At 70.2% G+C, this 22,425-nt stretch carries 21 protein-coding genes; 9 read left to right on the top strand and 12 right to left on the bottom strand.

Going from position 1 to position 22,425, the window contains the following annotated elements; genetic code table 11:
- Positions 1-75 precede the first annotated feature (75 nt).
- The 5 genes from AB0C28_RS21475 to AB0C28_RS21495 form a co-directional block, all read right to left on the bottom strand.
- On the bottom strand, positions 76-1,059 hold the full coding sequence (locus AB0C28_RS21475) for an ATP-dependent DNA ligase (protein ID WP_358076640.1): 984 nt from the start codon (positions 1,057-1,059) through the stop codon (positions 76-78).
- A gap of 53 nt (positions 1,060-1,112) precedes the next feature.
- Positions 1,113-3,236 (bottom strand): carbon starvation CstA family protein, encoded by a 2,124-nt coding sequence (locus AB0C28_RS21480; RefSeq protein WP_357845733.1) that lies wholly within the window; start codon positions 3,234-3,236, stop codon positions 1,113-1,115.
- A 10-nt stretch (positions 3,237-3,246) separates the two neighbouring features.
- Positions 3,247-3,579 (bottom strand): hypothetical protein, encoded by a 333-nt coding sequence (locus AB0C28_RS21485; protein WP_346105272.1) that lies wholly within the window; start codon positions 3,577-3,579, stop codon positions 3,247-3,249.
- Positions 3,580-3,735: 156 nt separating this feature from the next.
- Positions 3,736-4,389, bottom strand: coding sequence for a response regulator transcription factor (locus tag AB0C28_RS21490; protein WP_357845737.1), 654 nt, complete (start codon positions 4,387-4,389; stop codon positions 3,736-3,738).
- Positions 4,386-5,621 carry a histidine kinase gene (locus AB0C28_RS21495; protein ID WP_358076644.1) on the bottom strand — a complete coding sequence of 412 codons (1,236 nt, stop codon included), beginning with the start codon at positions 5,619-5,621 and terminating at the stop codon, positions 4,386-4,388. The genes AB0C28_RS21490 and AB0C28_RS21495 overlap by 4 nt, the downstream gene beginning before the upstream one ends.
- A 194-nt stretch (positions 5,622-5,815) precedes the next feature.
- Between AB0C28_RS21495 and AB0C28_RS21500 the strand changes: the two genes are divergently transcribed.
- On the top strand, positions 5,816-7,834 hold the full coding sequence (locus AB0C28_RS21500) for a GxGYxYP domain-containing protein (protein WP_357845743.1): 2,019 nt from the start codon (positions 5,816-5,818) through the stop codon (positions 7,832-7,834).
- Between the two features lie 110 nt (positions 7,835-7,944).
- Here AB0C28_RS21500 and AB0C28_RS21505 read toward each other — a convergent pair whose 3' ends face one another.
- The 3 genes from AB0C28_RS21505 to AB0C28_RS21515 all read right to left on the bottom strand — a co-directional run bounded on the left by AB0C28_RS21505 (position 7,945) and on the right by AB0C28_RS21515 (position 10,443).
- A complete protein-coding gene (locus tag AB0C28_RS21505; protein WP_357845746.1) occupies positions 7,945-8,703 on the bottom strand; it encodes an ABC transporter permease in 759 nt (252 codons plus the stop codon).
- 50 nt (positions 8,704-8,753) lie between these two features.
- Positions 8,754-9,662 carry an ATP-binding cassette domain-containing protein gene (locus AB0C28_RS21510; protein WP_357845749.1) on the bottom strand — a complete coding sequence of 303 codons (909 nt, stop codon included), beginning with the start codon at positions 9,660-9,662 and terminating at the stop codon, positions 8,754-8,756.
- Positions 9,663-9,765: 103 nt separating this feature from the next.
- Positions 9,766-10,443 carry a hypothetical protein gene (locus AB0C28_RS21515; RefSeq protein ID WP_358076647.1) on the bottom strand — a complete coding sequence of 226 codons (678 nt, stop codon included), beginning with the start codon at positions 10,441-10,443 and terminating at the stop codon, positions 9,766-9,768.
- Between the two features lie 116 nt (positions 10,444-10,559).
- Between AB0C28_RS21515 and pyrH the strand changes: the two genes are divergently transcribed.
- Together pyrH and AB0C28_RS21525 are read left to right on the top strand one after the other, a co-directional pair.
- Positions 10,560-11,279: a UMP kinase gene (gene pyrH / locus AB0C28_RS21520; RefSeq protein ID WP_346105286.1), complete on the top strand. Its 720-nt coding sequence runs from the start codon at positions 10,560-10,562 to the stop codon at positions 11,277-11,279.
- Positions 11,280-11,528: 249 nt separating this feature from the next.
- Positions 11,529-12,362, top strand: coding sequence for a class I SAM-dependent methyltransferase (locus tag AB0C28_RS21525; RefSeq protein ID WP_358076650.1), 834 nt, complete (start codon positions 11,529-11,531; stop codon positions 12,360-12,362).
- Here AB0C28_RS21525 and AB0C28_RS21530 read toward each other — a convergent pair.
- Positions 12,357-12,998 carry a histidine phosphatase family protein gene (locus tag AB0C28_RS21530; protein WP_358076653.1) on the bottom strand — a complete coding sequence of 214 codons (642 nt, stop codon included), beginning with the start codon at positions 12,996-12,998 and terminating at the stop codon, positions 12,357-12,359. The two genes, AB0C28_RS21525 and AB0C28_RS21530, sit on opposite strands and share 6 nt — an antisense overlap.
- A 70-nt stretch (positions 12,999-13,068) precedes the next feature.
- Here AB0C28_RS21530 and AB0C28_RS21535 point away from each other — a divergent pair, with 70 nt between their 5' ends.
- Positions 13,069-13,554, top strand: coding sequence for a hypothetical protein (locus AB0C28_RS21535; protein WP_358076656.1), 486 nt, complete (start codon positions 13,069-13,071; stop codon positions 13,552-13,554).
- Between the two features lie 44 nt (positions 13,555-13,598).
- On the opposite strand, the gene AB0C28_RS21540 is transcribed toward AB0C28_RS21535, so the two are convergent.
- A complete protein-coding gene (locus tag AB0C28_RS21540) occupies positions 13,599-14,069 on the bottom strand; it encodes a MarR family winged helix-turn-helix transcriptional regulator (protein WP_357845763.1) in 471 nt (156 codons plus the stop codon).
- A gap of 66 nt (positions 14,070-14,135) precedes the next feature.
- On the opposite strand from AB0C28_RS21540, the gene AB0C28_RS21545 reads away from it, so the two are divergent.
- The 3 genes from AB0C28_RS21545 (at position 14,136) to AB0C28_RS21555 (ending at position 18,497) form a co-directional block, all read left to right on the top strand.
- The gene (locus AB0C28_RS21545; protein ID WP_358076659.1) at positions 14,136-16,229 is read left to right on the top strand and encodes an MMPL family transporter; all 2,094 of its coding nucleotides are present in this window, start codon (positions 14,136-14,138) and stop codon (positions 16,227-16,229) included.
- 503 nt (positions 16,230-16,732) lie between these two features.
- On the top strand, positions 16,733-17,365 hold the full coding sequence (locus tag AB0C28_RS21550) for a hypothetical protein (protein ID WP_358076662.1): 633 nt from the start codon (positions 16,733-16,735) through the stop codon (positions 17,363-17,365).
- Positions 17,366-17,486: 121 nt separating this feature from the next.
- A complete protein-coding gene (locus AB0C28_RS21555) occupies positions 17,487-18,497 on the top strand; it encodes a serine hydrolase domain-containing protein (protein ID WP_357845772.1) in 1,011 nt (336 codons plus the stop codon).
- Positions 18,498-18,635: 138 nt separating this feature from the next.
- Here AB0C28_RS21555 and AB0C28_RS21560 read toward each other — a convergent pair whose 3' ends face one another.
- Positions 18,636-19,286 carry a response regulator transcription factor gene (locus AB0C28_RS21560; protein WP_358076665.1) on the bottom strand — a complete coding sequence of 217 codons (651 nt, stop codon included), beginning with the start codon at positions 19,284-19,286 and terminating at the stop codon, positions 18,636-18,638.
- A gap of 240 nt (positions 19,287-19,526) precedes the next feature.
- Positions 19,527-20,708, bottom strand: a complete 1,182-nt coding sequence (locus AB0C28_RS21565) for a sensor histidine kinase (protein ID WP_358076668.1) — start codon at positions 20,706-20,708, stop codon at positions 19,527-19,529.
- A 111-nt stretch (positions 20,709-20,819) separates the two neighbouring features.
- Between AB0C28_RS21565 and AB0C28_RS21570 the strand changes: the two genes are divergently transcribed.
- Positions 20,820-21,749: a serine protease gene (locus tag AB0C28_RS21570; protein WP_358076671.1), complete on the top strand. Its 930-nt coding sequence runs from the start codon at positions 20,820-20,822 to the stop codon at positions 21,747-21,749.
- Positions 21,750-22,137: 388 nt separating this feature from the next.
- On the top strand, positions 22,138-22,359 hold the full coding sequence (locus tag AB0C28_RS21575; protein ID WP_357845783.1) for a hypothetical protein: 222 nt from the start codon (positions 22,138-22,140) through the stop codon (positions 22,357-22,359).
- Positions 22,360-22,425 lie beyond the last annotated feature (66 nt).

Below are 22,425 nucleotides of genomic sequence, written 5' to 3' on the forward strand. Positions count from 1 at the left end.
CGAGCCGCCGCGAACGGAAACGTAACCCGGCCGCGAACCGCTGAGAAGACCCACTCACGCGGCAAAATCCGGACACTATTCGGCGCGGCGGGCGCGGGCCCTCCGCTTGCCCTCGTGCATCGCCTGGACGCGGGCGATCGGGATCGTGTGCCCCTCCTCGACCAGGTCGGCCGGCAGCCGCTGCGGCGTCGGCATGTGCTCGGCCCACGGATCGGCCCGCCCCAGCAGCCCGGGGGCGGTGCGCAGGGTGAAGTCGCGCGGCGAGACCCGGTCGAGGTCGGCCCAGGCCACCGGGAACGACACCGGCACCCCCGGCCGGATGCGCGGGCTGTAGGCGGCGGCGACCGTGGCCCCGCCCGCCCTGGTGGAGTCGAGGAAGACCTTGCCCTCGCGGTCTTCCTTGATGAAGGCGGTGGTGGCCAGCGCGGGATCCAGCCGCTCGGCGCGGGCGGCCAGCGCCCTGGTGGCCGCCGCCAGGTCGTCGGGGGCGGTGCCCTCGGCCACCGGGACGTACACGTGCACGCCCTTGGCCCCGCTCGTCTTCACCGCGCCCGCCAGGCCGGCGTCCGCCAGCGCCTGGCGGACCAGGAAGGCGCCGCGCACGGCCAGCGAGAAGGAGTCGTGGTGCTCGGGCGGGTTCTCGGGCGAGTTCTCGGGCGGGTCCTCTGGCGGGTCCAGGTCGAGGATGAGGTGGGTGGGATGGTCGCCGACGAACAGCGCCGGATGGAACTCCACCGCCCGCTGGTTCGCGAACCACAGCAGCGTCCTGCGGTCGTCGCACAGCGCGTACGTCACCTGCCGCCGCGACGAATCCGCCCACATGGTCACCGACCTCACCCAGTCGGGCGCGTACTTGGGCAGGTTCTTCTGCATGAACGGCGGCTGGCCAGGGCGCACGCGGATCACCGAGAGCGCCCGGCCGCGCAGGACCGGCAGGATGCGGTCGCTGACGGCGTCGAGGTAGTCGACCAGGTCACGCTTGGTCGCCTCGGCGCCGTCGAACAGCGGCTGGTCGAGGTTGGTCAGGGCGACCCCGTCGCGCGTCTCATCAGCGGCCACCCGACCTACCTAACCCACATTCGAACGTGTGGTCAACGTCCCTGGCCGCCGGGTCAGCCTCCCTGTGCGGCCTTGGCCATCATCTCCTTCTCCTCGCGGGTGGCGATGAGCCCGGCGGGGGCCAGCAGCTTCGACTCCTCGAACGGCGCCTCCGCGTCCGGCAGCGGCTCCGGCGACCTGATCGCCTTGATCCAGACGCGGGCGGCGTCCACGATCACCACGATGATCAGGATCGCGAACAGCGCCGCCAGGATGCCGTCCACGGTCGAGTTGACCACGATCTGCCGCATCGCGTCCGTCGTCTTCGCCGGGGCGAGCAGCTGCCCCTGGTCGAGCGCGGCCTGGTAGCGGTCGCGCTGGGCGAAGAAGCCGAGCGTCGGGTCGGTGGAGAACACCTTCTGGTAGCTCGCGGTCAGCGTGACGGCCGCGTCCCAGGCCAGCGGCACACCCGTCACCCAGGCCCACTTGAGCCGGCCGCTCTTGATCAGCGCGGTCGTCGCCACGGTGAGCGCCACGGCGGCGAGCAACTGGTTGGCGATGCCGAAGAGCGGGAAGAGCTGGTTGATGCCGCCGAGCGGGTCGTTGACCCCCTGGTAGAGGAAGTAGCCCCAGGCCGCCACGACCACGGCGCTGGAGGCGATCAGCCCCGGCCACCAGCTCACCCGGGAGATCGGCTTCCACAGGTTGCCGAGCGTGTCCTGGAGCATGAACCGCCCCACCCGCGTGCCCGCGTCCACCGTGGTGAGGATGAACAGCGCCTCGAACATGATCGCGAAGTGGTACCAGAACGCCTGCAGCGCCGCGCCGCCGAGGAAGCCGGAGAAGATCTGCGAGATGCCCACGGCCAGCGTGGGCGCGCCCCCCGTCCTCGCGATCAGCGTCTCCTCCTGCACGGCCGCCGCCGCGGCCTGCAGCTCGCCGGGCGTGATGACGAAGCCCAGGTTGGTGACCGCCTCGGCGGCCGACTGCACGGTGGCGCCAACGACGCCGGCGGGGGCGTTCATGGCGAAGTAGAGGCCGGGGGACAGCACGCAGGCCGCCGTGATCGCCATGACCGCGACGAACGACTCCATGAGCATGGAGCCGTAGCCGATCATCCGGACCTGGCTCTCCTTCTGGATCATCTTCGGCGTCGTGCCCGACGAGATCAGCGCGTGGAACCCCGACAGGGCCCCGCAGGCGATGATGATGAACACGAACGGGAACAACGATCCGGCGAAGACCGGCCCCTTGCCGTTGAAGGCGAAGTCGGTGAAGGCCGTCGTCTGCAGCGGGGGCGCGGTGACGGCGATGCCGATGGCGATCAGCACGATGGTGCCGATCTTCATGAACGTCGACAGGTAGTCGCGCGGCGCCAGCAGCATCCACACGGGCAGCACGGCCGCGACGAACCCGTACGCGATCAGCCACAGCGCCAGCGCCGACGGGCTCAGCGTGAAGAACGACGCCCAGCTCGACTCCTGCACCCAGCCGCCCGCCATGATCGCCAGGATCAGCAGCACGACCCCGATCAGCGTGGTCTCGACGACCCTGCCGGGCCGGATCACCCGCAGGTAGAAGCCCATGAACAGGGCGATGGGGATGGTCATGGCGATGGAGAAGACACCCCACGGCGACTGCGCCAGGGCGTTGACCACCACCAGCGCCAGCACGGCGAGCAGGATGATCATGATGGCGAAGACCCCGATGAGCGCCGCCGCCCCGCCGACCGGCCCGATCTCCTCGCGGGCCATCTGCCCGAGGCTCCTGCCGTTGCGCCGCATGGAGAAGAAAAGGATCACCATGTCCTGCACGGCGCCGGCGAAGATCACGCCCGCGATGATCCAGATGGTGCCGGGCAGGTAGCCCATCTGGGCCGCCAGCACCGGCCCGACCAGCGGCCCCGCCCCCGCGATGGCGGCGAAGTGGTGGCCGAACAGGATCCGGCGGTCGGTCGGCTGGTAGTCGATGCCGTTGTCGAGCCGCTCTGCCGGGGTGGCCCGGCGGTCGTCGGCGCGCAGCACCTTACGCACGATGAAGCGGGCATAGAACCGGTAGGCGATGGCGTAGGAACCGAGCGCGGCGCAGAGGAGCCACACCGCGTTGACGTTCTCGCCTCTCGATAAGGCGAGCACCGCCCATCCGACGGCGCCGACGATCGCCACCGCCGTCCAGATGATGATGGAACGCAGCTTCACCGGTTACCTCCTATATAGGGCCATATATAGGGCGCCCCAGGCAGCAGCGCAGGCCGGCGTCCGGCGGCAGATCGGTGGTGAACCGCCGCCAGCGCCACAGCGGACGGCAGTCGATCGTCACAGGCAGCTCGGCGAGATGCACCCAGGCGGTCGGATGGGCGTACACCAGGCCGGTCTCCCCGAGGCGGCGGGCGCGGCGGGGTAACCGGGAACGGCGCAGCGGCCTTACCGAGAACTCCCCAGCGTCCGCACAGCACAGACCGGTCACATGCCAGTCGAAGAACACGATCTCGTCGCCGCTCAGTGCTTCACGTGCGCCGGGGGTGAGCGTGATAAGGGACATCTGGGGCTCCTGAAGTACAGGCAGCTCAGAATTACCGTCGGCCTTACCCATGGTGATCGCTTTTGAAACGCCGCCGGAGCCGATCCGATCGGCTTCCGAAACGCCGCCGGAGCCGATCGGGGCGACTGCGGCAACCGCCCGCTTGAGCCGGGCCTGTCAGCGCAGCAGGCCGCTCCCGTACGCCCAGGCGACGATCTCCACGCGGTTACGCAGGCCGAGCTTGGCCTGGACGGCGGCCACGTGCCCCTTGACCGTGCTCAGCGAGATGCACAACTCCGCGCCGATCTCCCGGTTCGTCCGGCCTCGGGCGACGGCGCGGGTGACCTCGACCTCGCGCCCGGACAGCGGCTGGGCAGGCCCGCCGGCTTCGGGGCCCGGCATGGTGGCGGTCAGGTGGCGCAGCAGGCGCGGGGCGACCGAGGGCGAGATGAACGCCTCGCCCGCGTGCGCGGCCCGTACCGCCTCGACCAGCAGCTCAGGGCCCGCGTCCTTCAGCACGAAGCCGGCGGCGCCGCCGCGGAGCGCGCCGTAGACATACTCGTCGAGGTCGAACGTGGTGAGCACGATCACCCTGAGGGGATCGCGGACGCCGGGCCCGGCCAGGGCGGCGGTCACCTCGACGCCGTCGGGGCCCGGCATCTGGACGTCCACCAGGCACACGTCGGGGCGCTGCCTGCGGGCCATGGCGATGGCCTCGGCGCCGTCGCCCGCCTCGGCGATCACGCGGATGTCCTGCTGGTCCTCCAGGATGAGGCGCAGGCAGGCGCGGATCATCGGCTGGTCGTCGGCCAGCAGGACCGTGATGCTCATCGGCGCTCCCGTACGGGGGCCGCCATGGGCAGGGGCAGGGTGAGCAGGACCGTCCAGCCACCGTCGGCACGCGGACCCGCCTCCAGCGCACCACCGAGCGCCTCGGCCCGCTCCCGCATCCCGACCAGCCCCCACCCACCGCTCCCCTGCTGGGGCGGCGAGGCGTCGTTGGTGATCTCGGTGACCAGCCTGTCCTCCTGTCGTGTGACGCTGACGGTGACCGAGGTCGCGTGTGGCGCGTGGCGGGACACGTTCGTCAGCGACTCCTGCACGACGCGGTACACCGTCCCGGCCACCTCGGACGGCCACGCCGGCTCCCCGTCCGGCAGGAGCAGCCGCACCGGCGGCCCGGTGAAGCGCCCGGCCAGCTCCGCGAGCCGCTCGACCGGCCCAAGACCTCCTGCACCTCCCGAGCCTCCTGCACCTCCTGAGTTTTCTGCGCCACCTGAGCCTCCTGCGCCACCTGAGCCTCCTGCGCCACCTGAGCCTCCTGCGCCACCGGAGCCACCTGCGCCTCCGGAGACCGCCCAGCCGGGCTCGCGCAGCAGGCCGACCACGCGCCTGGTCGCGGCCAGCGCCTCGGAGCCGGCGGCCTCGATGCCGGCCAGCGAGTCCTCCGTCAGTCCAGGATCGCGGCGGGTGACGAGCCGGGCGGCCTGGGCCTGGAGCACGACGCTGGTGACGTGGTGGGCGACGACGTCGTGCAGTTCCCTGGCCAGCAGCAGCCGTTCGTGCCGGCGTACGCGCTCGGCGGCCGCCTCCCTGCGCATCGCCAGCAGCCGCGGCCCGAGACCGGCGGCGACGGCGGCCAGCCAGGCCCCGCCGTTCAGCACCACGACCGCCAGATGCGTCGACCCGGACAACGACGAGGCCGCGACGACGGCCAGCCCGCCGCCCGCGATCCCGGCAGCCTGCCGCGCGGGCAGCGCCCTGACGGCGGAGCCGACCAGCACCGAAAGGCCGAACGCCAGGCCGGGCCCGGGTTCGGCGGGAAGTCCTGCCGACCGGGCGACGAGGATGGCGACGACGGCGACGGCCAGGCCCGCGACGGCCGTCCGCAGCCGGTCACGACGGCGTACCAGGGCGAGCGCGCACGCCACCGCGCCCGCCGCACTCCCGAACACCCAGTAGGAGCTGCCCCAACTGTCGGCGACCCGCTGGGCGAAGCAGCCGATCACCGCCAGGGATGCCACGACGAGACCGAGGTCGGACTGCCATTCCCGCACACGCACGCGGCCAAGGCTAGGGAGCCGGGCACCGCAGGTGTACCGGCCGAAAGTACGGTCTCAGCGCGCTTGCCGGGAATGAGCTAACCGCGCGCTTTACACCATAGACAACGTTCCGTGACATTGTTACGGTCCCTATGACAACGCTGTCTGACAACGATGTCATCAGACGGTCTCCTCGCAAGGAGCAGTGAACGCCGATGGTGTCCCGACGTGAATTCCTGTGGGCGAACGGCGTGGTCCTCGCGGCCGGCGGACTGGGTATCTCCCTGCCCGCCGGCCCCGCCGGTGCCACGACCAGCGCCCCCGCACCCCTTCTGCCAGGCTTCGGCCGCGCCACCCGCCTGGACTTCGCCGACATCAGCACCCTCCACGGAAACGACCAGCTACTCCTCGCCACCCTCCAAGGGGTGGTCAACCGCCGCCGTCCGCGCCTCTACTTCAACTACACCACCGAGGGTTACGACAACACCTGGTTAGCGAGCACCGGCGCCGCCGTCACCCGGCACGAGCGTCCCCTCGACCTGGTCGCCCGCTACCGGGGCGAGGTGCGCGGCGCCATCCTGCACGACCCCGACGTCCCCGACTCGGTGAACGTCGCCACCACCCTGGCCGGCCTGGAGAACGCCGTGGCCGCCACCGCCGAGCAGGCCAAGCAGTACGGCCTGCGGACCATCACCGACCTGCGCGGACGCTTCAAGGCGGACGACATCCTCGGCCTCTACCGCTGGCAGCTCGACAACCTGTGGCCCCGCTGCACCCACGCCCTGCTCAGCGGCCTGCCGCCGACCCGCACGGTCAAGGTGGACGACGTGCAGTGGCGCGAGATCGCCAGGGAGACCGAGCGCATCAGGGACTCCTCCAACCGCGAGGTCCGCACGTTCGACCTCAGCCAGGAGCTGTCCGGCCAGGACGGCGTCTACCTGCGCTTCCAGGACTCACTCGGCGACGACGGCTGGGGCGCCTCCGTGGGCTCGGTCGTGGTCAAGGCCGACGGCGCCCAGATCGCCTCGTTCAAGCCGGGGACGGACGCCGAGACCCCGTTCCTCTTCGACGGGCTCAACTCCTCGATCGGCGGCGACGAGAACCGGTTCTCCGACGGCGGCGGCTACTTCATCTACCGCTTCACCGCGCCCGCCGGCACCCAGCAGCTCACCGTCGAGGTGGACCTGTGGAACCAGTTCCTGGTCACCGCGACGACCACCGCACCCACCAGGGTCGAGCCGTTCCCCTACTTCCGCGACTACACGACGGCGATGCGGGCCATGGTGTTCTGGCTGCCGCCCACCGGCCAGACCGGCGAACTGCTCGACGAGATCCTGACCAAGGTCAAGCCCACGACGCCGTACGCGGGCTGGTTCTCCAACGACGTGGCCGGCGAGTGGGGCGGCGTGGACCGGGCCTCGCAGCACGCGGTCGAAGTGGTGCCCGCCGACTACTACATGAACGCCACCGTGCACGCGGGCGTCGCCGCCAAGGTCTCCAGCAAGGTACGCCCGAGGCCGCCGGCCACCCTGCGCAACAAGGTCTACCTCACGCTCACGGTCGGCGAGGGCGACAACATCCAGTACTGCCAGCGCAGGATGCGCCAGCTCTGGGACGACCCCGCCCGGGGCCGCGTGCCGACCAACTGGACCGTCAGCCCGCTGCTGGCCGAGATCGGCCCGGCGCTGCTTTCCCACTACCAGCGCACGGCCACCGCCAACGACCTGCTGATCGCCGGCCCCTCCGGAGCCGGCTACACCTACCCGGGCTCCTGGCCCGAGAAGGACGTGGACGCCTACACCGAGCTGACCGGGCGCTTCCTCCGCCGTACGGGCCTGGACCTGGTCTACGCCTACAACCACCGCAACGCCGAAGGCAACGGCTGGGTGCCCTTCGACGAGCGGATCGTGTCCTCGTACCGGAAGAACACCCCGCTGCGCGGCATCATCCAGTCGTGGGAGTCGGGTGACCTGCAGATCCATCCGGCGGGCCTGCCCGTCATCGGGAACTTCTCGCCGCAGGGCAAGGCGCAGGAGTACCGGGACACGCTGGTCAAGAAGATCGAGGGCTGGGACGGCAAGTCGCCGCTGTTCATCGCCGGGGCGATCAACGCCTGGAACTGGACGCCGAGCGACATCGCCGAGCTCGGGTCCCTGCTCAGCGATCCGTTCGAGATCGTCCGCGGCGACACCTTCTTTCACCTCCTCGACCAGCACCTCGACCGAACCGGCTGACCTCACGCGTCTCGGGCCCTGAAGACCGACGGTTGGCCTCTCGCGTCTCGGGACCCGAACGCCGACGGCTGACCCCTCGCGTCTCGGGACCCGAACGCCGACGCCTGGGCTCATGCGTCTCGGGTCCTGAACGCGGCGAACGCCGCGGCCAGGAGCAGGGCGGTGAAGGCGGCCAGCAGCCCCAGACCCGCCCACGGCCCGAGACGCGCCGGGTCGGCCACGGTCGTGGCGACCCGCAGCCCGGCCGCGATGGGCCAGTACGTCATCACCGTCTCCCCCACGGCCTCGGGCAGCAGCCTGGGGCCGATGATGGGGATGATGAAGTTGATCGCCACCAGCACCGTGGTGGCGATCATCGTCTCCCGCAGCAGAAACCCCAGCGCCACGCCGACCAGCCCGACCAGCGCCCACACCACGCCCATCCCGGCGACCGCGCGCAGCACGCCCGGCTGCCCGAGCGAGGCCGTGGGCGCACCGGCCGCGCCGATGACCACCTGCCCGAGCAGGAACGACGCGAAGCTCGCCACCTGCCCGGCGGCCAGCGCCACCGCACCGAACATCGTCACCTTGGCGGCCAGCAGCCGCGCCCTGCGCGGGACGGCGGTCAGGCTGGTACGGATCATGCCCGTGGCGTACTCCGAACTGGCCACCATCACGCCCAGCGACCCCACCACCATCTGCGCGAACAGGAACCCGCCGTACAGACTGGCGTTGGCCGCGTCGAACACCCCTTGATGCCCCTCCGCCGCGCGGTAGGCGGTGAGCGCGCCCGGCCCCACCATGAGCACCACCGCCGCCGTCAGCGTGACGAGGTTGGACGGAACCGTACGAAACTTGGTCCATTCACACCGCAACGCGCGCGCCATCATGCCGCCACCACCCTTAACCCGAGACTGATCGGACCGCAACACCTGCGCCGTCATGCCGCCACCGCCTTGAATTCGAGGCTGTCCCGCGTCAGCTCCATGTACGCCTCCTCCAGGGACGTGCGCCGCGGCGTCAGCTCCGACAGCGCCACCCCCGCCGCCAGCGCCGCCCGCCCGATCTCCCCCGGCTCCATGCCGCCGACGACGAGCCCGCCGTCCGCCTCCGTCCGCACGTCCGCGCCCGCCCCGGCGAGGCGCTTGACCAGCGGCTCCGGATCGTCGGCCCGCACCAGCACCCCCGAACTGCGCCGGACGAAGTCCGCCGTCGCCACGTCCGCGATCAGCCGCCCTCTGCCGATGATCAGCAGGTGATCGGCGGTCAGCGCCATCTCACTCATCAGATGGCTGGACACCAGCACGGCACGCCCCTCACCGGCCAGCCCGCGCATCAGCTCCCTGATCCACTTCACGCCCTCGGGGTCGAGCCCGTTGACCGGTTCGTCGAACAGCAGCACCGCCGGGTCACCGAGCAGCGCCGTCGCGATGCCGAGCCGCTGGCTCATGCCGAGCGAGAACGTCCGCACCCGCCTGCGGGCCACCGACTCCAGCCCCACCTGCCGCAGCACCTCGTCCACCCGGCTCTCGGGGAGGCCTGCCGCGTGCGCCAGCCAGAGCAGGTGGTCGCGTGCCGTACGGGTGCCGTGCACGGCACGGGCGTCCAGCAGGGCGCCGACCTCACGCATCGGAGCCGGCAGGTCGGTGTAGCGACGCCCGCCCACGTACGCGCTGCCCGCGTCGGGGCGGTCGAGGCCGAGGATCATCCGCATGGTCGTCGATTTGCCCGCGCCGTTGGGGCCGAGGAATCCGGTGACCCGGCCGGGCTCGATCGTGCAGGTCAGCCCGTCCACGGCGGTGCGGTCGCCGTACCGTTTGGTCAGGGCCTTGAGCTCGATGGCTGTCATGCCTTGAGGATCTCCGCCACCCGCCCGCCCCGACATCCACCGATCGGTTGATGCCCCTCGCCCAGCCGCAGCCGCTCACCCACCGCCGCTCAGAGAGCCCCGCTCATCCGCCTTCGCTCAGGCGGAACATCGCGGCCACCTCATCCGCCAGTTCCTCAACCCCCCGCGACCCGTCCACCCGCACCACGGCCAGCTCACGTTCACGGGCCTGCCCGCGTACCTCCTCGTCCCACAACTCATCCCGCCCCAGCCGCGCCGCCAGCGCGGCCGCATGATCACCATCCCCCCAGTTGGCCCGCGCACGATCCGGATCGGCGTACCGCTCGCCCAGGGCCCGGCGGCGGAACTCGGGCGTCGGCAGCAGGAACACGGCCTGCTCCCGCCACTCCAGCAGCGGCGCGACCTCCCTCGGCAGCGTACGGAAGTCGTCCACGAGCACCGGCCGGTCGGCGGGCAGGGCGAGCAGATCCTCGACCACGAACTCGAACGTCTCCCCGTGCAGGCTCGGCATCGACAGGAAGATCTCCTCCGGCGTGCGAGCGGCGAACCGCTCCTCCTTCGACATCCGCAACAAGGCGCACATGTACGGCTGGCGCAGCGGGGTGCACCGGCCGACGTACCCGGCCTCGGCCCGGTCGCCGTCGTAGCGGAGCACGTCGTACCGCTCGCCCAGCACCCTGGCCAGCGTGCTCTTCCCCGCCCCGGTGCCGCCCGCCAGCCAGCGGACATGCGCCAGCCGCGCGCCGAGCTCGACGGGATCGTACCGATCGAGAACCGTCATACCGCCGCCCCATCCCCCTGCTTCTCCGGCACCGTCCGATCCATGTTCCCAGCACCCCCGCCGCGCCTTCTATCCTTGACCGGGTCGCCGCGCGCGCGACCGCGAAGGGAAGCATCATGCGCCGTTACTCACGCGTGGTCGTCAAACTCAGCGGCGAGGCCCTGGCCGGCCCCGCGGGCACCGGCGTCGACCCGGCCAGCCTGGCCCAGCTGGCCGACGAGATCCTCGCGGTGCACCGGCTCGGCGTGCAGATCGCCGTGGTGATCGGCGGCGGCAACTACTTCCGCGGCCGGATGGCCGAAGGCTGGGGCATCGGCCGCGCGGAGGCCGACAACATCGGCATGCTCGGCACGGTCATGAACGCGCTCATGCTCCGCGGCGTCCTGACCGCCCGCTCGGAGACGGACGTACGGGTCATGACCGCCGTGCCCATGCAAACCGTCGCGGAACCGTTCATCAGACTCCGCGCCGACCGGCACCTGCGCCGCGACCTGATTGTGCTCCTGGCCGGCGGCATCGGCCAGCCGTACGTCACCACCGACTATCCCGCCGTCCAGCGGGCCCTGGAACTCGACGCCGACGCCCTGCTCGTGGCCAAGCGCGGGGTGGACGGCGTGTACGACACCGACCCCAACCTGAGCCCCGACGCCAAGCGCTACACCACCCTCACCTACCGGGAGGCGCTGGCGGCGGGCGTCAAGGTGATGGACGAGAGCGCGTTCGTCCTGGCCAACGAGCAGGGTCTCCTCATGCACGTCTTCAACGTGGCCGCGAAGGGCGCGATGACGGCGATCTGCGAGGGCGAGGACATCGGCACCCGCATCACCCGCGACTGACGGAACCCTGACGACGCCGACGCCGACGCCGACACCGACGCCCACGCCCACGCCCACGCCCACGCCAACAGCGACGCCGACGCTGACGCCAACGGCGAAGGCGACCAGCGACCAGCGACCGGTGACGCACCCGAGCGGTCCGCACCCTTCCGCGACCAGCGACCCCGCCGCACGCGAACGAGCCGCACCCCTCCGCGACCCGCGATAAATCCGGCTGAGGCGGATCCGCCCGGCTGCCAGGATGGGCGGATGCCCGTCGACCCCCTTCGCCGCACCTTCGACCACGCCGCCACCACCTACCAGCACGCCCGCCCCGACTACCCGTCCGACCTCTACTCCCACCTCCTCGCGGTCACAGGCATCAAACCAGGCGAACCGAGCGGACCTGACGAATGTGGCGAACCTGACAGATCGGGCACCCACCTGCTCGAAGTCGGCTGCGGTCCAGGCAAGGCGACGCTGCCGCTGGCCCGCGCGGGCTTCCGCATCACCGCGATCGAGCTCGGCGACGCCCTCGCCGCACAGGCACGGCACCACCTCGCCGACTTCCCCAGCGTCTCGGTCATCACCTCATCGTTCGAGGACTGGCAGCCCCCCGCGGATGCCCGGTTCGACCTCGTGTACGCGGCCACCGCCTGGAAGTGGGTGGACCCGAAGGTCAAGTACGCCAAGGCCGCCTCTCTCCTCGACCACGGCGGCCACCTGGCCGTGTGGAACGCCGACCACGCGTTCCCCCCGGACTTCGACCCGTTCTTCACCGAGATCCAGCAGGTCTACGACGCGCTGGGCGAGGGGCCCGGCGACCCGTGGCCACCGCCCGAGATCCAGCCCGACCACACGGCCGCCGAGCTCCACGACTCCGGCCTCTTCACGGTCGTCGAACGGCGGCCGTACGTCTGGGGTCTGCGGTACACGGCCGACGAGTACATCGCGCTGCTCGACACGTTCTCCGGCCACATCGCCATGGACCCGGACCGCCGCCGTCACCTCTACGAGGAGATCCGCCGTCTGCTCGCCGCCCGCCCCGACGGACGCCTCACCCGCCACTGGTCGGCCGTCCTCACCATCGGCCGCCGCCTATGACCGATCGGCCTCCCCGGGAACGACGTTGAATCGGCGCAACGTCCATCGCGGCGGCGGCCACCGCGCGGGATCCTCGCCGGTGCTCCATTCGGTGACGGAGCCTGGGGCCACCGTCAGATCGAACGAGCGGTAGATCGGCAACAGTCCAAGGGCATTGAAGGAGATCTCGACCGTCTCGGCGTGACCGACGAGAACGACGCTTCCCCTGTGGTGACGGTGGGCGAGCTCGGTGATGGTACGGCTGGTCCGGGTCACCATCTCGGCCCAGGTCTCGTTCCCCCGCTGAAAGGGCCGGTAGAGCCCCCCGCCCTCGACGCCGAACCGTTCGAGAAATTCCTCCTGCTTGAGACCGTCCGCCTCACTCGGCGTGTGCCACGTACAAAGACCGCAATCCGGTACGGCCGGCAGACCGACGGCGGCGGAGATCACGGCGGCGGTCTCCGCGGCACGCGGCAGCGGCGAGGTGTAAATCGCCACTTTCCCCGCACCAATGTCGGCGGTGAGCCGACGTGCGACCAGCGCAGCCTGCTCACGGCCTTCATCGGTAAGCCCGCGGCACCCTTCCGGACCACCCACCACGCCGTCCCGTTTGTGGTGCGAATCGCCATGGCGAACGAAGAACATCCGGGTTTCCATGGGGCGGATGATGCCACGACCCGCCGGTCCCGGGCCGTGCGACGAGCGCCGGCCTGCGACCATGACAGGCATGCGACGAGTCGTGATCCTGGGACGTGGCGGGTCGGGGAAGTCGACTTTGGCCGCCCGCCTCGGGGCCGTCACCGGGCTCCCCGTCATCGAGCTCGACCAGCACTTCTGGCGTGCGGGTCTCGAAGCGACGCCGCCCGAGCCGTGGGCCGCCGTCCAGGGCGAACTCGTCCGGGCCGAAGGGTGGATCATGGACGGCGACCTGGGGCCGTACGACGTCCTCGACGTCCGGCTCCGAGCGGCGGACACCGTCATCCTGCTGGACTTCTCGTTCTGGCGCTGCGCGTGGCGGGCGATCCGACGCTCCCGGGAACGCGCCGACTTCTGGATCTGGGTCTGGGACTACCGCCGCCGGAGCCGGCCGCTGCTCCTCTCGGCGATCGCGACGCACGCCCGCCAGGCGCGCCTGCACGTCTTCCGGAGCCCGTACGCGCTCAACCGCTTCATCAAGCACCTCGCCACCGACAGAACCCCGGACCAGCCGTAACAGGAACGCCCGAGCACCGAACCAACCCTGATGGGAGCGTCAGATCAGCCGGGGCCCGGTGCGGACCGCAACACCCCAAGCTCCTCATTCATCGCATCGAGAAAAGCGGCCACGGTACGCAGCTCGTCGGGGCTGAACCGCCGCAACACACTTTCAGTGCTGCCTGCCAGCGGCCGAAAGAAGGCGGCGGCCAGCTCTTTGGCCGCGTCGCGATAGTGCAGATGAACGACGCGCCGATCGTGCACGTCGCGAACCCGGCGGATGTGCCCGGCCCGCTCCAGCCGATCGAGGCACGCGGTCACCGCACCTGACGTGAGATTGAGCTCGTCGCGCAGCTTGCCCGGGGTGATCGGCGTCGGAGCGTCAAAGATCTTGATCAACGCCTGAACGTCCGTCGTGTGCAGGCTCTGCTCGTTGGCGAACTCGTGGGCGATGCGGTTGAACTCGGCGGTCATCCGGCGCAACCGGGTCGCGAACGACCTCAGGTCGATGTCCCCCTCCCCGCCGCCGTCCATGGAGCCATGCTACATTAACTCAATTATTGAGAATCTCAATGATTGAACTTTAGGGAAGGGCAACTCATGGCGCGGCGATCGATCCGCTGGCTCGTCCCGGCGCTGCTGGTCCTGGCCTGGCTGGCCGTGGGCGGCGGGACGGGACCGTTCGCCGGCAAGCTCACCGAGGTCTCCACGAACGACCAGGCGGCCTTCCTGCCCGAGAGCGCGGAGTCCACACGCGTACTGGAGACACAGGAGAAGTTCCGCCAGGGTGACACGCAACCGCTCATCGTCGTGTGGACGTCCAGCGGCGCGAACGTCACCCCCGAACAGCAGGCCGAGGCCACCCGCGCGCTGGCCGCCCTGCCCGGCACGCCCGGCGTCGTCGGCACGCCCACGCCCGCCTTCGGCTCCGACGACAAGCGGGCGCTGCGGGGCCTCGTCCAGCTCAGCCCCGACCTCAGCGGCGGCCAGCTCGGCGACACCCTGGAGCAGATCGGCGCGAAGTTGCCGGTCGAGGGCCTGAAGCCGCAGCTCGGCGGCCCCGCCGCGACCCGGGCCGACCTGTCCGACGCCTTCGCCGGCATCGACGGCGTGCTGCTCGGCGTCGCCCTGATCACCGTACTGATCATCCTGCTGGCCGTGTACCGCAGCGTGCTCCTCCCGCTGATCATCATCTCCGGCGCGGTCTTCGCGCTCGGGCTGGCGTGCGCCGTGGTGTACTTCCTGGCCGACCGCGACATCGTCCGGGTCGACGGCCAGGTGCAGGGCATCCTGTTCATCCTGGTCATCGGCGCGGCCACCGACTACGCGCTGCTGCTGACCGCCCGCTTCCGCGAAGAACTGGCCGCCGGCGCCGACCGCTACCAGGCCGGCCGCATCGCGCTGCGCCGCTCGGTCGAGCCGATCGTGGCCAGCGCCGCCACCGTGGCGCTGGGCCTGCTCGCCCTGCTGCTCAGCAACCTGACCAACAACCGCGCGCTCGGCCCCGTGGGCGCCATCGGCATCGCCTGCGCGGCGCTCAGCGCGCTCACGTTCCTGCCCGCGGCCCTGGTGCTGCTGGGCCGCGCCGCCCTGTGGCCGGCCCGCCCGCGCCCGTCCGAGGCGGGCGCGCACGGGCTGTGGAGCCGGGTCGGCGCGCTGGTCGACCGCCGCCCCCGCCTCGTCTGGGTGGCCTCGGTCCTCCCCCTCGTCGCCCTCGCCCTGCTCGCGCCCCAGCTCAACACCAGGGGCGTACCGCTGGACGAGACGTTCGTGAACGACGCGCCGTCGGTGTCCGCGCAGGCGGCGCTGAGCGAGCACTTCCCCGGCGGCTCAGGGCAGCCCGCTGTGATCGTCGCCCCCGCCGACCGGGCTCCGGCGATCATCGACAAAGCCCGCACCGTCAAGGGCGTCTCCGAGGCCACCACCGTGAGCGCCGGCGGCCGCCCGGGCGTCGATCCCAAGGTCGTCGACGGACGCGTGCTGGTGGAGGCCACCCTGCGCGACGCCCCGGACAGCGACGCCGCCCAGGAAACCGTCCAGCGACTACGCGCCACCCTGCACGGAGAGAACGGCGTACTGGTCGGCGGCTACAGCGCCCAGCGCTACGACACGACAGAAACCGCGAAACAGGACACCCTGCTCATCGTCCCCGTCGTCCTGGCGATCATCCTGCTCATCCTGATCGTCCTGCTGCGCTCCCTGGCGATGCCCGTGCTGCTGGTGGCCACCGTGGCGCTCAACTTCCTGGCCATCCTCGGCATCTCCACCCTGGTCTTCCCGCTGCTCGGCTTCACCGGCAGCGACGCCTCCGTGCCTCTGTACGGCTTCGTCTTCCTGGTCGCGCTGGGCGTGGACTACAACATCTTCCTGATGTCCCGCGTACGCGAGGAAACCGCCCGCCACGGGGCCCGCGAGGGCGTACTACGCGGCCTGGTCACCACAGGCGGGGTGATCACCTCCGCCGGAGTCGTGCTGGCGGCCACCTTCGCCGCGCTGGTGGTGATCCCACTGGCCTTCCTCGTCCAGATCGCCTTCATCGTCGCCGTCGGCGTCCTGCTCGACACCCTCGTGGTGCGCTCGCTGCTGGTCCCGGCACTGGTACGAGACCTCGGCGCCCGCGCCTGGTGGCCCAGCCGCCTCGGCCACAAACCTACGAAGCAGACCCCAGAACCCACCCCGGCCCACCACCACTGACCAAGATGAAGTGGCGAGCCTCTCCCCGCCCCACCACCTCAACCAAAGACCCCCATCTCCTCAGCCCAGAGAACCAACCACCCACCACCCCATACCGAAGACCCACCAGACCTAGGCAACGCAGGGGGCGAGGACCACCACCCTCCTCGCCCCCTGCCGAATGCCTCTTGCCGGAAGCCTCTTGCCGGAAGCACGCTCCCGAACGCGTCCACCGAAGCACCCTGCTGCAGGCATCCCGCCGCAAGCACCCTCCAAGAAGCCTCCCGCCGAAGCACCCTGCAGGCACCCCGCCGAAAGCGTCCTGCAGGAACGCACGCACTGCCGAAGTACCCCACTGAAGGCGTCCGCCGGAAGCGCCCTCCCGAAAGCCTCCCGCCAGAAGCACGCTGCCGAAATAGCCCCGCCAGAGGCGCTCACCCGACATTCCGTCCCACCGGCCTCAGCCCCGATCAAGCCTCCACAGCCCTGACCAAGCCCCCGCCCCGATCCGTACGCTGATCGTCATGGGACTCGATGCGACATCCTTGCGGCCGGCGGACGTGACCTCGGCCCTGTCAACGACCCTCACAGCCCTCACAGCCCTGACAGCCCTGACAGCCCTGACGGCTACGAGCGGCGCCCCTCCCTACCGCGTCGGCGGCACCAGCGCCGCCCTACTCCAAGGGGTCCACCTCCCCACCGGCGACGTCGACCTCCTGGTGTCACGGCGCGAAGACGTGAACACCTTCGCCACCGCCCTCTCCTCCCACCCCTGCCTGTACCCGCCGACCTGGATCCCAGAAAGCTCCCAGTACTTCACCAGATACGAGGTGCACGGTGTCCAGGTGGAGATCAGCACGGTAGAGCAGGAAACCGACTCCGACGCGATGGAGTGCATGGGAGTCGGCCCATGGCGACACCACGTCCTGATCCCATGCGGCCCACACCACGTTCCCGTCGTCCGCCTGGAACTACGCCTGGCCACAGAACTCCTACGCGACCGCCCCGACCGCTACGAACCCCTCCTCGACCACCTGTCCACCCACGGCTACGACGCGAACCTCCTGCACAGAGCCCTGACCGCCCGCCCCCTCCCACCCGACCGCCACCACTACGTCGAAACCCGCCTCACCCAACTCACACCACGCTCCCAATGACCGCCGATGTACATCCGGCCATACCCGCTTGAATAATGAACCGGTGATCGAAAGGTCCAACGGGCCCTCAGCCCATGAACCGGCCGGAACCTCCCCACTACCGCAAGACCGGTTCACCTCAATGCCACCGCACTCCGATCAATCCCCCGAATCCCGCCTCCATGACCGAATCACCGCGCTGACCAGAACAGCCGGTTACCGCGCCCACAACCCCCTCATCGTCGGCGTACAGCACGACAGCACCCCACCCGTCTTCCTGACCAGCGGACGAACCCTGGCCGGAAAACCTCTCACCCCCAGCACGATCGTCTACACCGCCTCCCTGTCCAAACAACTGACGGCAGCCTGCGCCGCTCTGCTCGTACGCCAAGACCGACTGGACACCGAATCGACCGTGGCGCACTGGATGCCCGAGTTCCCCTCCTGGGCCGCCACCGTACGAGTGCGCCATCTCCTCTCCCACACGAGCGGCCTGCCCACGGGCATCGAGTTCGACGACCTAGACCGCACGAACCTCGACCACACGACGTCCAGCGTCATCCACGCGCTCACCCGACTCGACCACCTCGCGAGCACGCCAGGAGCCGAGTTCCGCTACTGCAACGCCGGCTACGTCTGCCTGGCCGTCATCGTCGAACGCGCCGCGACCACCCTCTTGCCCGACTTCGCCCGAGACCACCTGTTCACCCCACTCGGAATGACCGCCACCCGCTTCTGGCCCGGCCCGGCCCCACATCCACCCGGAGCCGCACCCCTCGACCCGCACTACCCGGCACCACTCTCACTCGGCGACGGCGGCGTCTGGTCAACCGCCCCCGACCTCATCCGCTGGAACCAAGCACTGGAACACGACAAACTCGGCATCTCCGCCCTCCTACAGACACCCGCCCGCCTGGACGACGGCACGGAACTCGACTACGCCTGGGCCCTCGGCATCCGCGAACACGCAGGCCACCGCATCTACCAACACGGCGGCAGCTGGCCCGGCCTGACCACACAACTCGCCCGCTTGGCCGACCGACGCTCCAATTTCGTGATCATCGCCTTAGACGACAACCAGGACCGTACGAACACCCTGGCCAAAGCCCTGATCGAAGAACTGACCGGCCGACACAACGACTCGCTGCACTGATCACCATCAACGCGGGACGACCAATCCCCGCCATGAGCACGACCAGCGACACAACGACCCACCACCACCGACGCCACACCGCACTCAGCGCCCACCCCACCACCTGTGTCGACCACACTCCACATCGACACAGCACAGCTAACCGACGCTGACCAGCCCGCTCTCATAGGCGGCGATCACCAGCTGGGCCCGATCGCGCGCATGTAACTTGGCCAGCAACTGCCCCATATGCGTCTTCACGGTGGCCATACTGACAATGAGATGCTCAGCGATCTCAGTGTTCGACAACCCCTGCCCAACCAGCTTGAGCACCTCACACTCCCGCGCCGTAACACCATCCAGAGAACGGGACGACCGTTGCCGAGGTTGCGGCTGCTTGGCGAACTCCCCGATGAGACGCCGAGTCACGGAGGGCGCGAGCAGCGCCTCACCCCCGGCCACGACCCGGATCGCGGAGAGCAGATCACCAGGCGGGGTGTCCTTGAGCAGAAACCCACTGGCACCCGACCGCAGCGCCGAGAAGACATAGGCGTCCAGGTCGAAGGTGGTCAGAATCAGGACCTTCACCCCAGCGGTCGCCGGATCCCCGCAGATCCGCCGCGTCGCCTCGATCCCGTCGAGTTCGGGCATCCGGATGTCCATGAGCACGACATCCGGCCGCAACTCGGCGGCCCGCGCAACGGCCTGCAACCCGTTCTCCGCCTCCCCGACGACCTCCAGCCCAGGAGTGGCGCCGATCAGCACCCCGAAACTGGCCCTGAGCAACCGCTGATCATCAGCGATCAGCACCCGAACCCCACTCACCCGAACCCCCCTTCCACCGAAGGACACCCCTGCACCCACACCCCGCTCACGCGAGCCTCCCCACCAAGACCCCACTCACGCGACCACCCCCACCAGCGGAAGACCTCACCCGCACCCCGAACCCAACCACTCGGACAAACCTCCACCAGCAGGCCCACCTGCCCCGAACCCCGTTCCCGCGGACACCACCCGCCACCAAAAGGGCCACCTCCGCCCAGTCCCCACTCACGCAGGCACCCCTTCCAGCGGAAGCCTCGCATGCACCCGGAATCCCCGCCCCGCCATCGGCCCAGCGCTGAATTCGCCGCCATAAACAGCGACACGTTCGCGCATTCCGATCAGCCCATGACCGCCCACAGGATGGCCGATCAGCGCCCGGCGGCCGTCGTCGGTGACTTCGATCTCCATGGCGTTGTCCGTCCTGTCGACCCGAACCACGCAGCGCGCCGGCGCCGCATGCTTGATCACGTTGGTCAGGGACTCCTGCACGATGCGGTAGGCCGCGAGCCCGATGGTAGCCGGGACCGTGTCGATCCCGGCACCGATGCGCAGCGCGACCTGGGCCCCGGCGGAGGTGGCGTGGTCGGCCAGCTCGGCCAGCCGGTCGGCGGTCGGCGCCGGCTCCAACTGCGCCGCGTCCTGCGGATCCTCGTCGACGGCGCGCAGCAGGCCGAGCATGCGCCGCAACTCCCTGGCGGCCTCGCGGCTGGTGTCCTCGATGACGGTCAGGGCGGAGCGAGCCTCGTCGGGCCGCTCGTCGCCGACGTGGAGGGCCACGGACGCCTGCACCGTGATCAGGCTCAGACTGTGCGCGACGCCGTCGTGCAGGTCGCGCGCGATGCGCAGCCGCTCGTCGGTCAGCACCTGCCGGACGGCCCGCGTCTCGTGCTCCCGACGAGCGCGCACCGCCCGTCCGACCACCCACACCGCGACCGGAACGATGATCTGAGTGGCGAGTACGGGTAACGACCTGCCCCAATCCGGCCGCGGCTCCTGCGCCACCGCGAAGAGCACCGCCCCCGCGAACCCGCCCACGGACAGGACGAGCGCGGTCACGGCACGCCGCGACGACTCCGTCACGGCCACCGGATAGATCGCGAAGACGAGAAGCAGGTCGGGCACGACGGCCGCGTGGGGCGGCATCCACCGCAGCGCCACCGCCACTATGCTCGCCATGGCCACGACCGCCAGCACCGGCACGGGCCACCGGCGGCGCACCGCCAACGGCACCCCCATGAGCACGCCGGCAATGACGGGCAGCGGCTCGATGCTCCCGTCCGGCGGCAGCTGTTCGATGACGGCCAGCACGGCGAAGGACGTCAGGAACACGGCGAGCGCGAGGTCGCCGAGGAGCAGGAACGCGGGCCGCAGCCTCAGCAGCAGCGGCGGCCGGAGGTCATCGGTCATGGCCGAACGTTAGCCCGTACCGACCCGCCTCCGACTCAGACCACGGTATGAACTCCAGGACCAGACCGTGCTCCGATGTCCCCGGCCCTCGATTCCGCGACCGTTGACGCCATGACGAACCGACACGCACTCACCGGCATCTTCACCGAGCGCGGCGCCCAGACCGGACGCGCCCAGGCACACAACCTTACCCTCGCGGCCGACGACCAGCCCGGCCACGACCGGACGCGGAGCCTGCCGCTCGCGGCCGGTCACCGAGCCGGACGTGGCCGGGCGCGCAGCCTCACCCTCGCGGCGGCGATCGGAAGCGCGGCGATCTTCGCGGCGGCGACCGCGCCACCCGCGAACGCGATCATCGGCGGCCGCGACGCCACCGAAAACTACTCCTTCACCGTCACCCTGCGCGACGGCAAAGGCGTGCACTACTGCGGCGGCACTCTCGTCGCCCCGCAGTGGGTGGTGACGGCCGGCCACTGCTCACACGTCCCGATCCGCCAGGTCAGCGCCAAGGTCGGCGGTACGAACGTGGAGAAGGGCGGCAGCGTACGCCGCGTCACCAAGATCGTCAGACACCCCGACTACACCGCCGACCCCAACGACCTGCGACACGACATAGCCCTCTTCAAGCTCGACCGCCCGGTCCGCGAGACCCCGATCGGGATCGCCGCCGGGCCAGGCGCCCCGAAGACCCAGATCCGCCTCCTGGGCTGGGGCATGACCTGCGAAGACGGAAACGAGTGCCCGGAGCCGCCGATCACCCTCCAGGAGCTCGACAGCGACATCGTCCCCGACAGCCGGTGCGCGGGCATCGACGCCGCGAGCGACATCTGCTCCCAGCACCCCACCAAGAAGGCGCAGAGCTGCATGCTCGACTCCGGCGGCCCCATGGTGCGCAGGTTCGGCAGCCGCTGGGAGCTGGTCGGCATCACCAGCCGCGACGGCGACGAGAAGACCGACCCCAACTGCGTCGGCCCCGGCGTGTGGACCGACGCCGCGGCCTACAAAACCTGGATCCACAGAACGACCAGCACCACCAGCTGAGCCGTACGCCGAATTCCAAGCCGCAAAACCCCGAAATCACCAAAAATCCTCCATCATCCCCCTTGCCTTCCCGCATAGCACGCCACTCAACGAATCCCAGCCGACCGCAACCCCCAAAGCTCGGGATTCCCTCACCGGCACGATCAACACCAACGGCGGCAACGACCCCGGGCCGGGCAGCTCATCGATCCTGGTCGGCGCCGTAGGCCCGCGAACGCTCTTCGTCCGCACGGCCACCCCTTCCGCCCCGCACCCGAGGACCGTCGACGACGACCGCCCGTTCTCCCTCCACATCGCCTGCTGACCCACCCCCGATCACCCGATGGTGCAGCGCCCAACCCCTCCCCGCGCGCGCCCGGCGAACGACATCACACCGAAAGGTACGATCATGAGTTATCGAGCCCGTCTGCTCGCCGGCCTCGTCGCAGCCACCGGCCTGGCGCTGGGCGTCGCCGCCACTCCCGCGACGGCCCAGTCCGTCTACGACCCTTACGCCGGCTACGAGGTCTGCTGGGTGTCCGGCAACCAAGGACAGCAGGCCGGCCAGTGGGTGTCGTACTTCTGCGCACAGAACGGCACCCCACAATGGTGGCTGTTCACCACACCTTGACCGGCGGCTCCCCTCCACTCAGCGATTAGAAAGCCGCGACTCGGCGGGGCCAAAAGGCTCCGCCGA

The organism is Nonomuraea sp. NPDC048892, from assembly GCF_040649735.1.
Taxonomy (GTDB): Bacteria; Actinomycetota; Actinomycetes; order Streptosporangiales; family Streptosporangiaceae; genus Nonomuraea; species Nonomuraea maheshkhaliensis.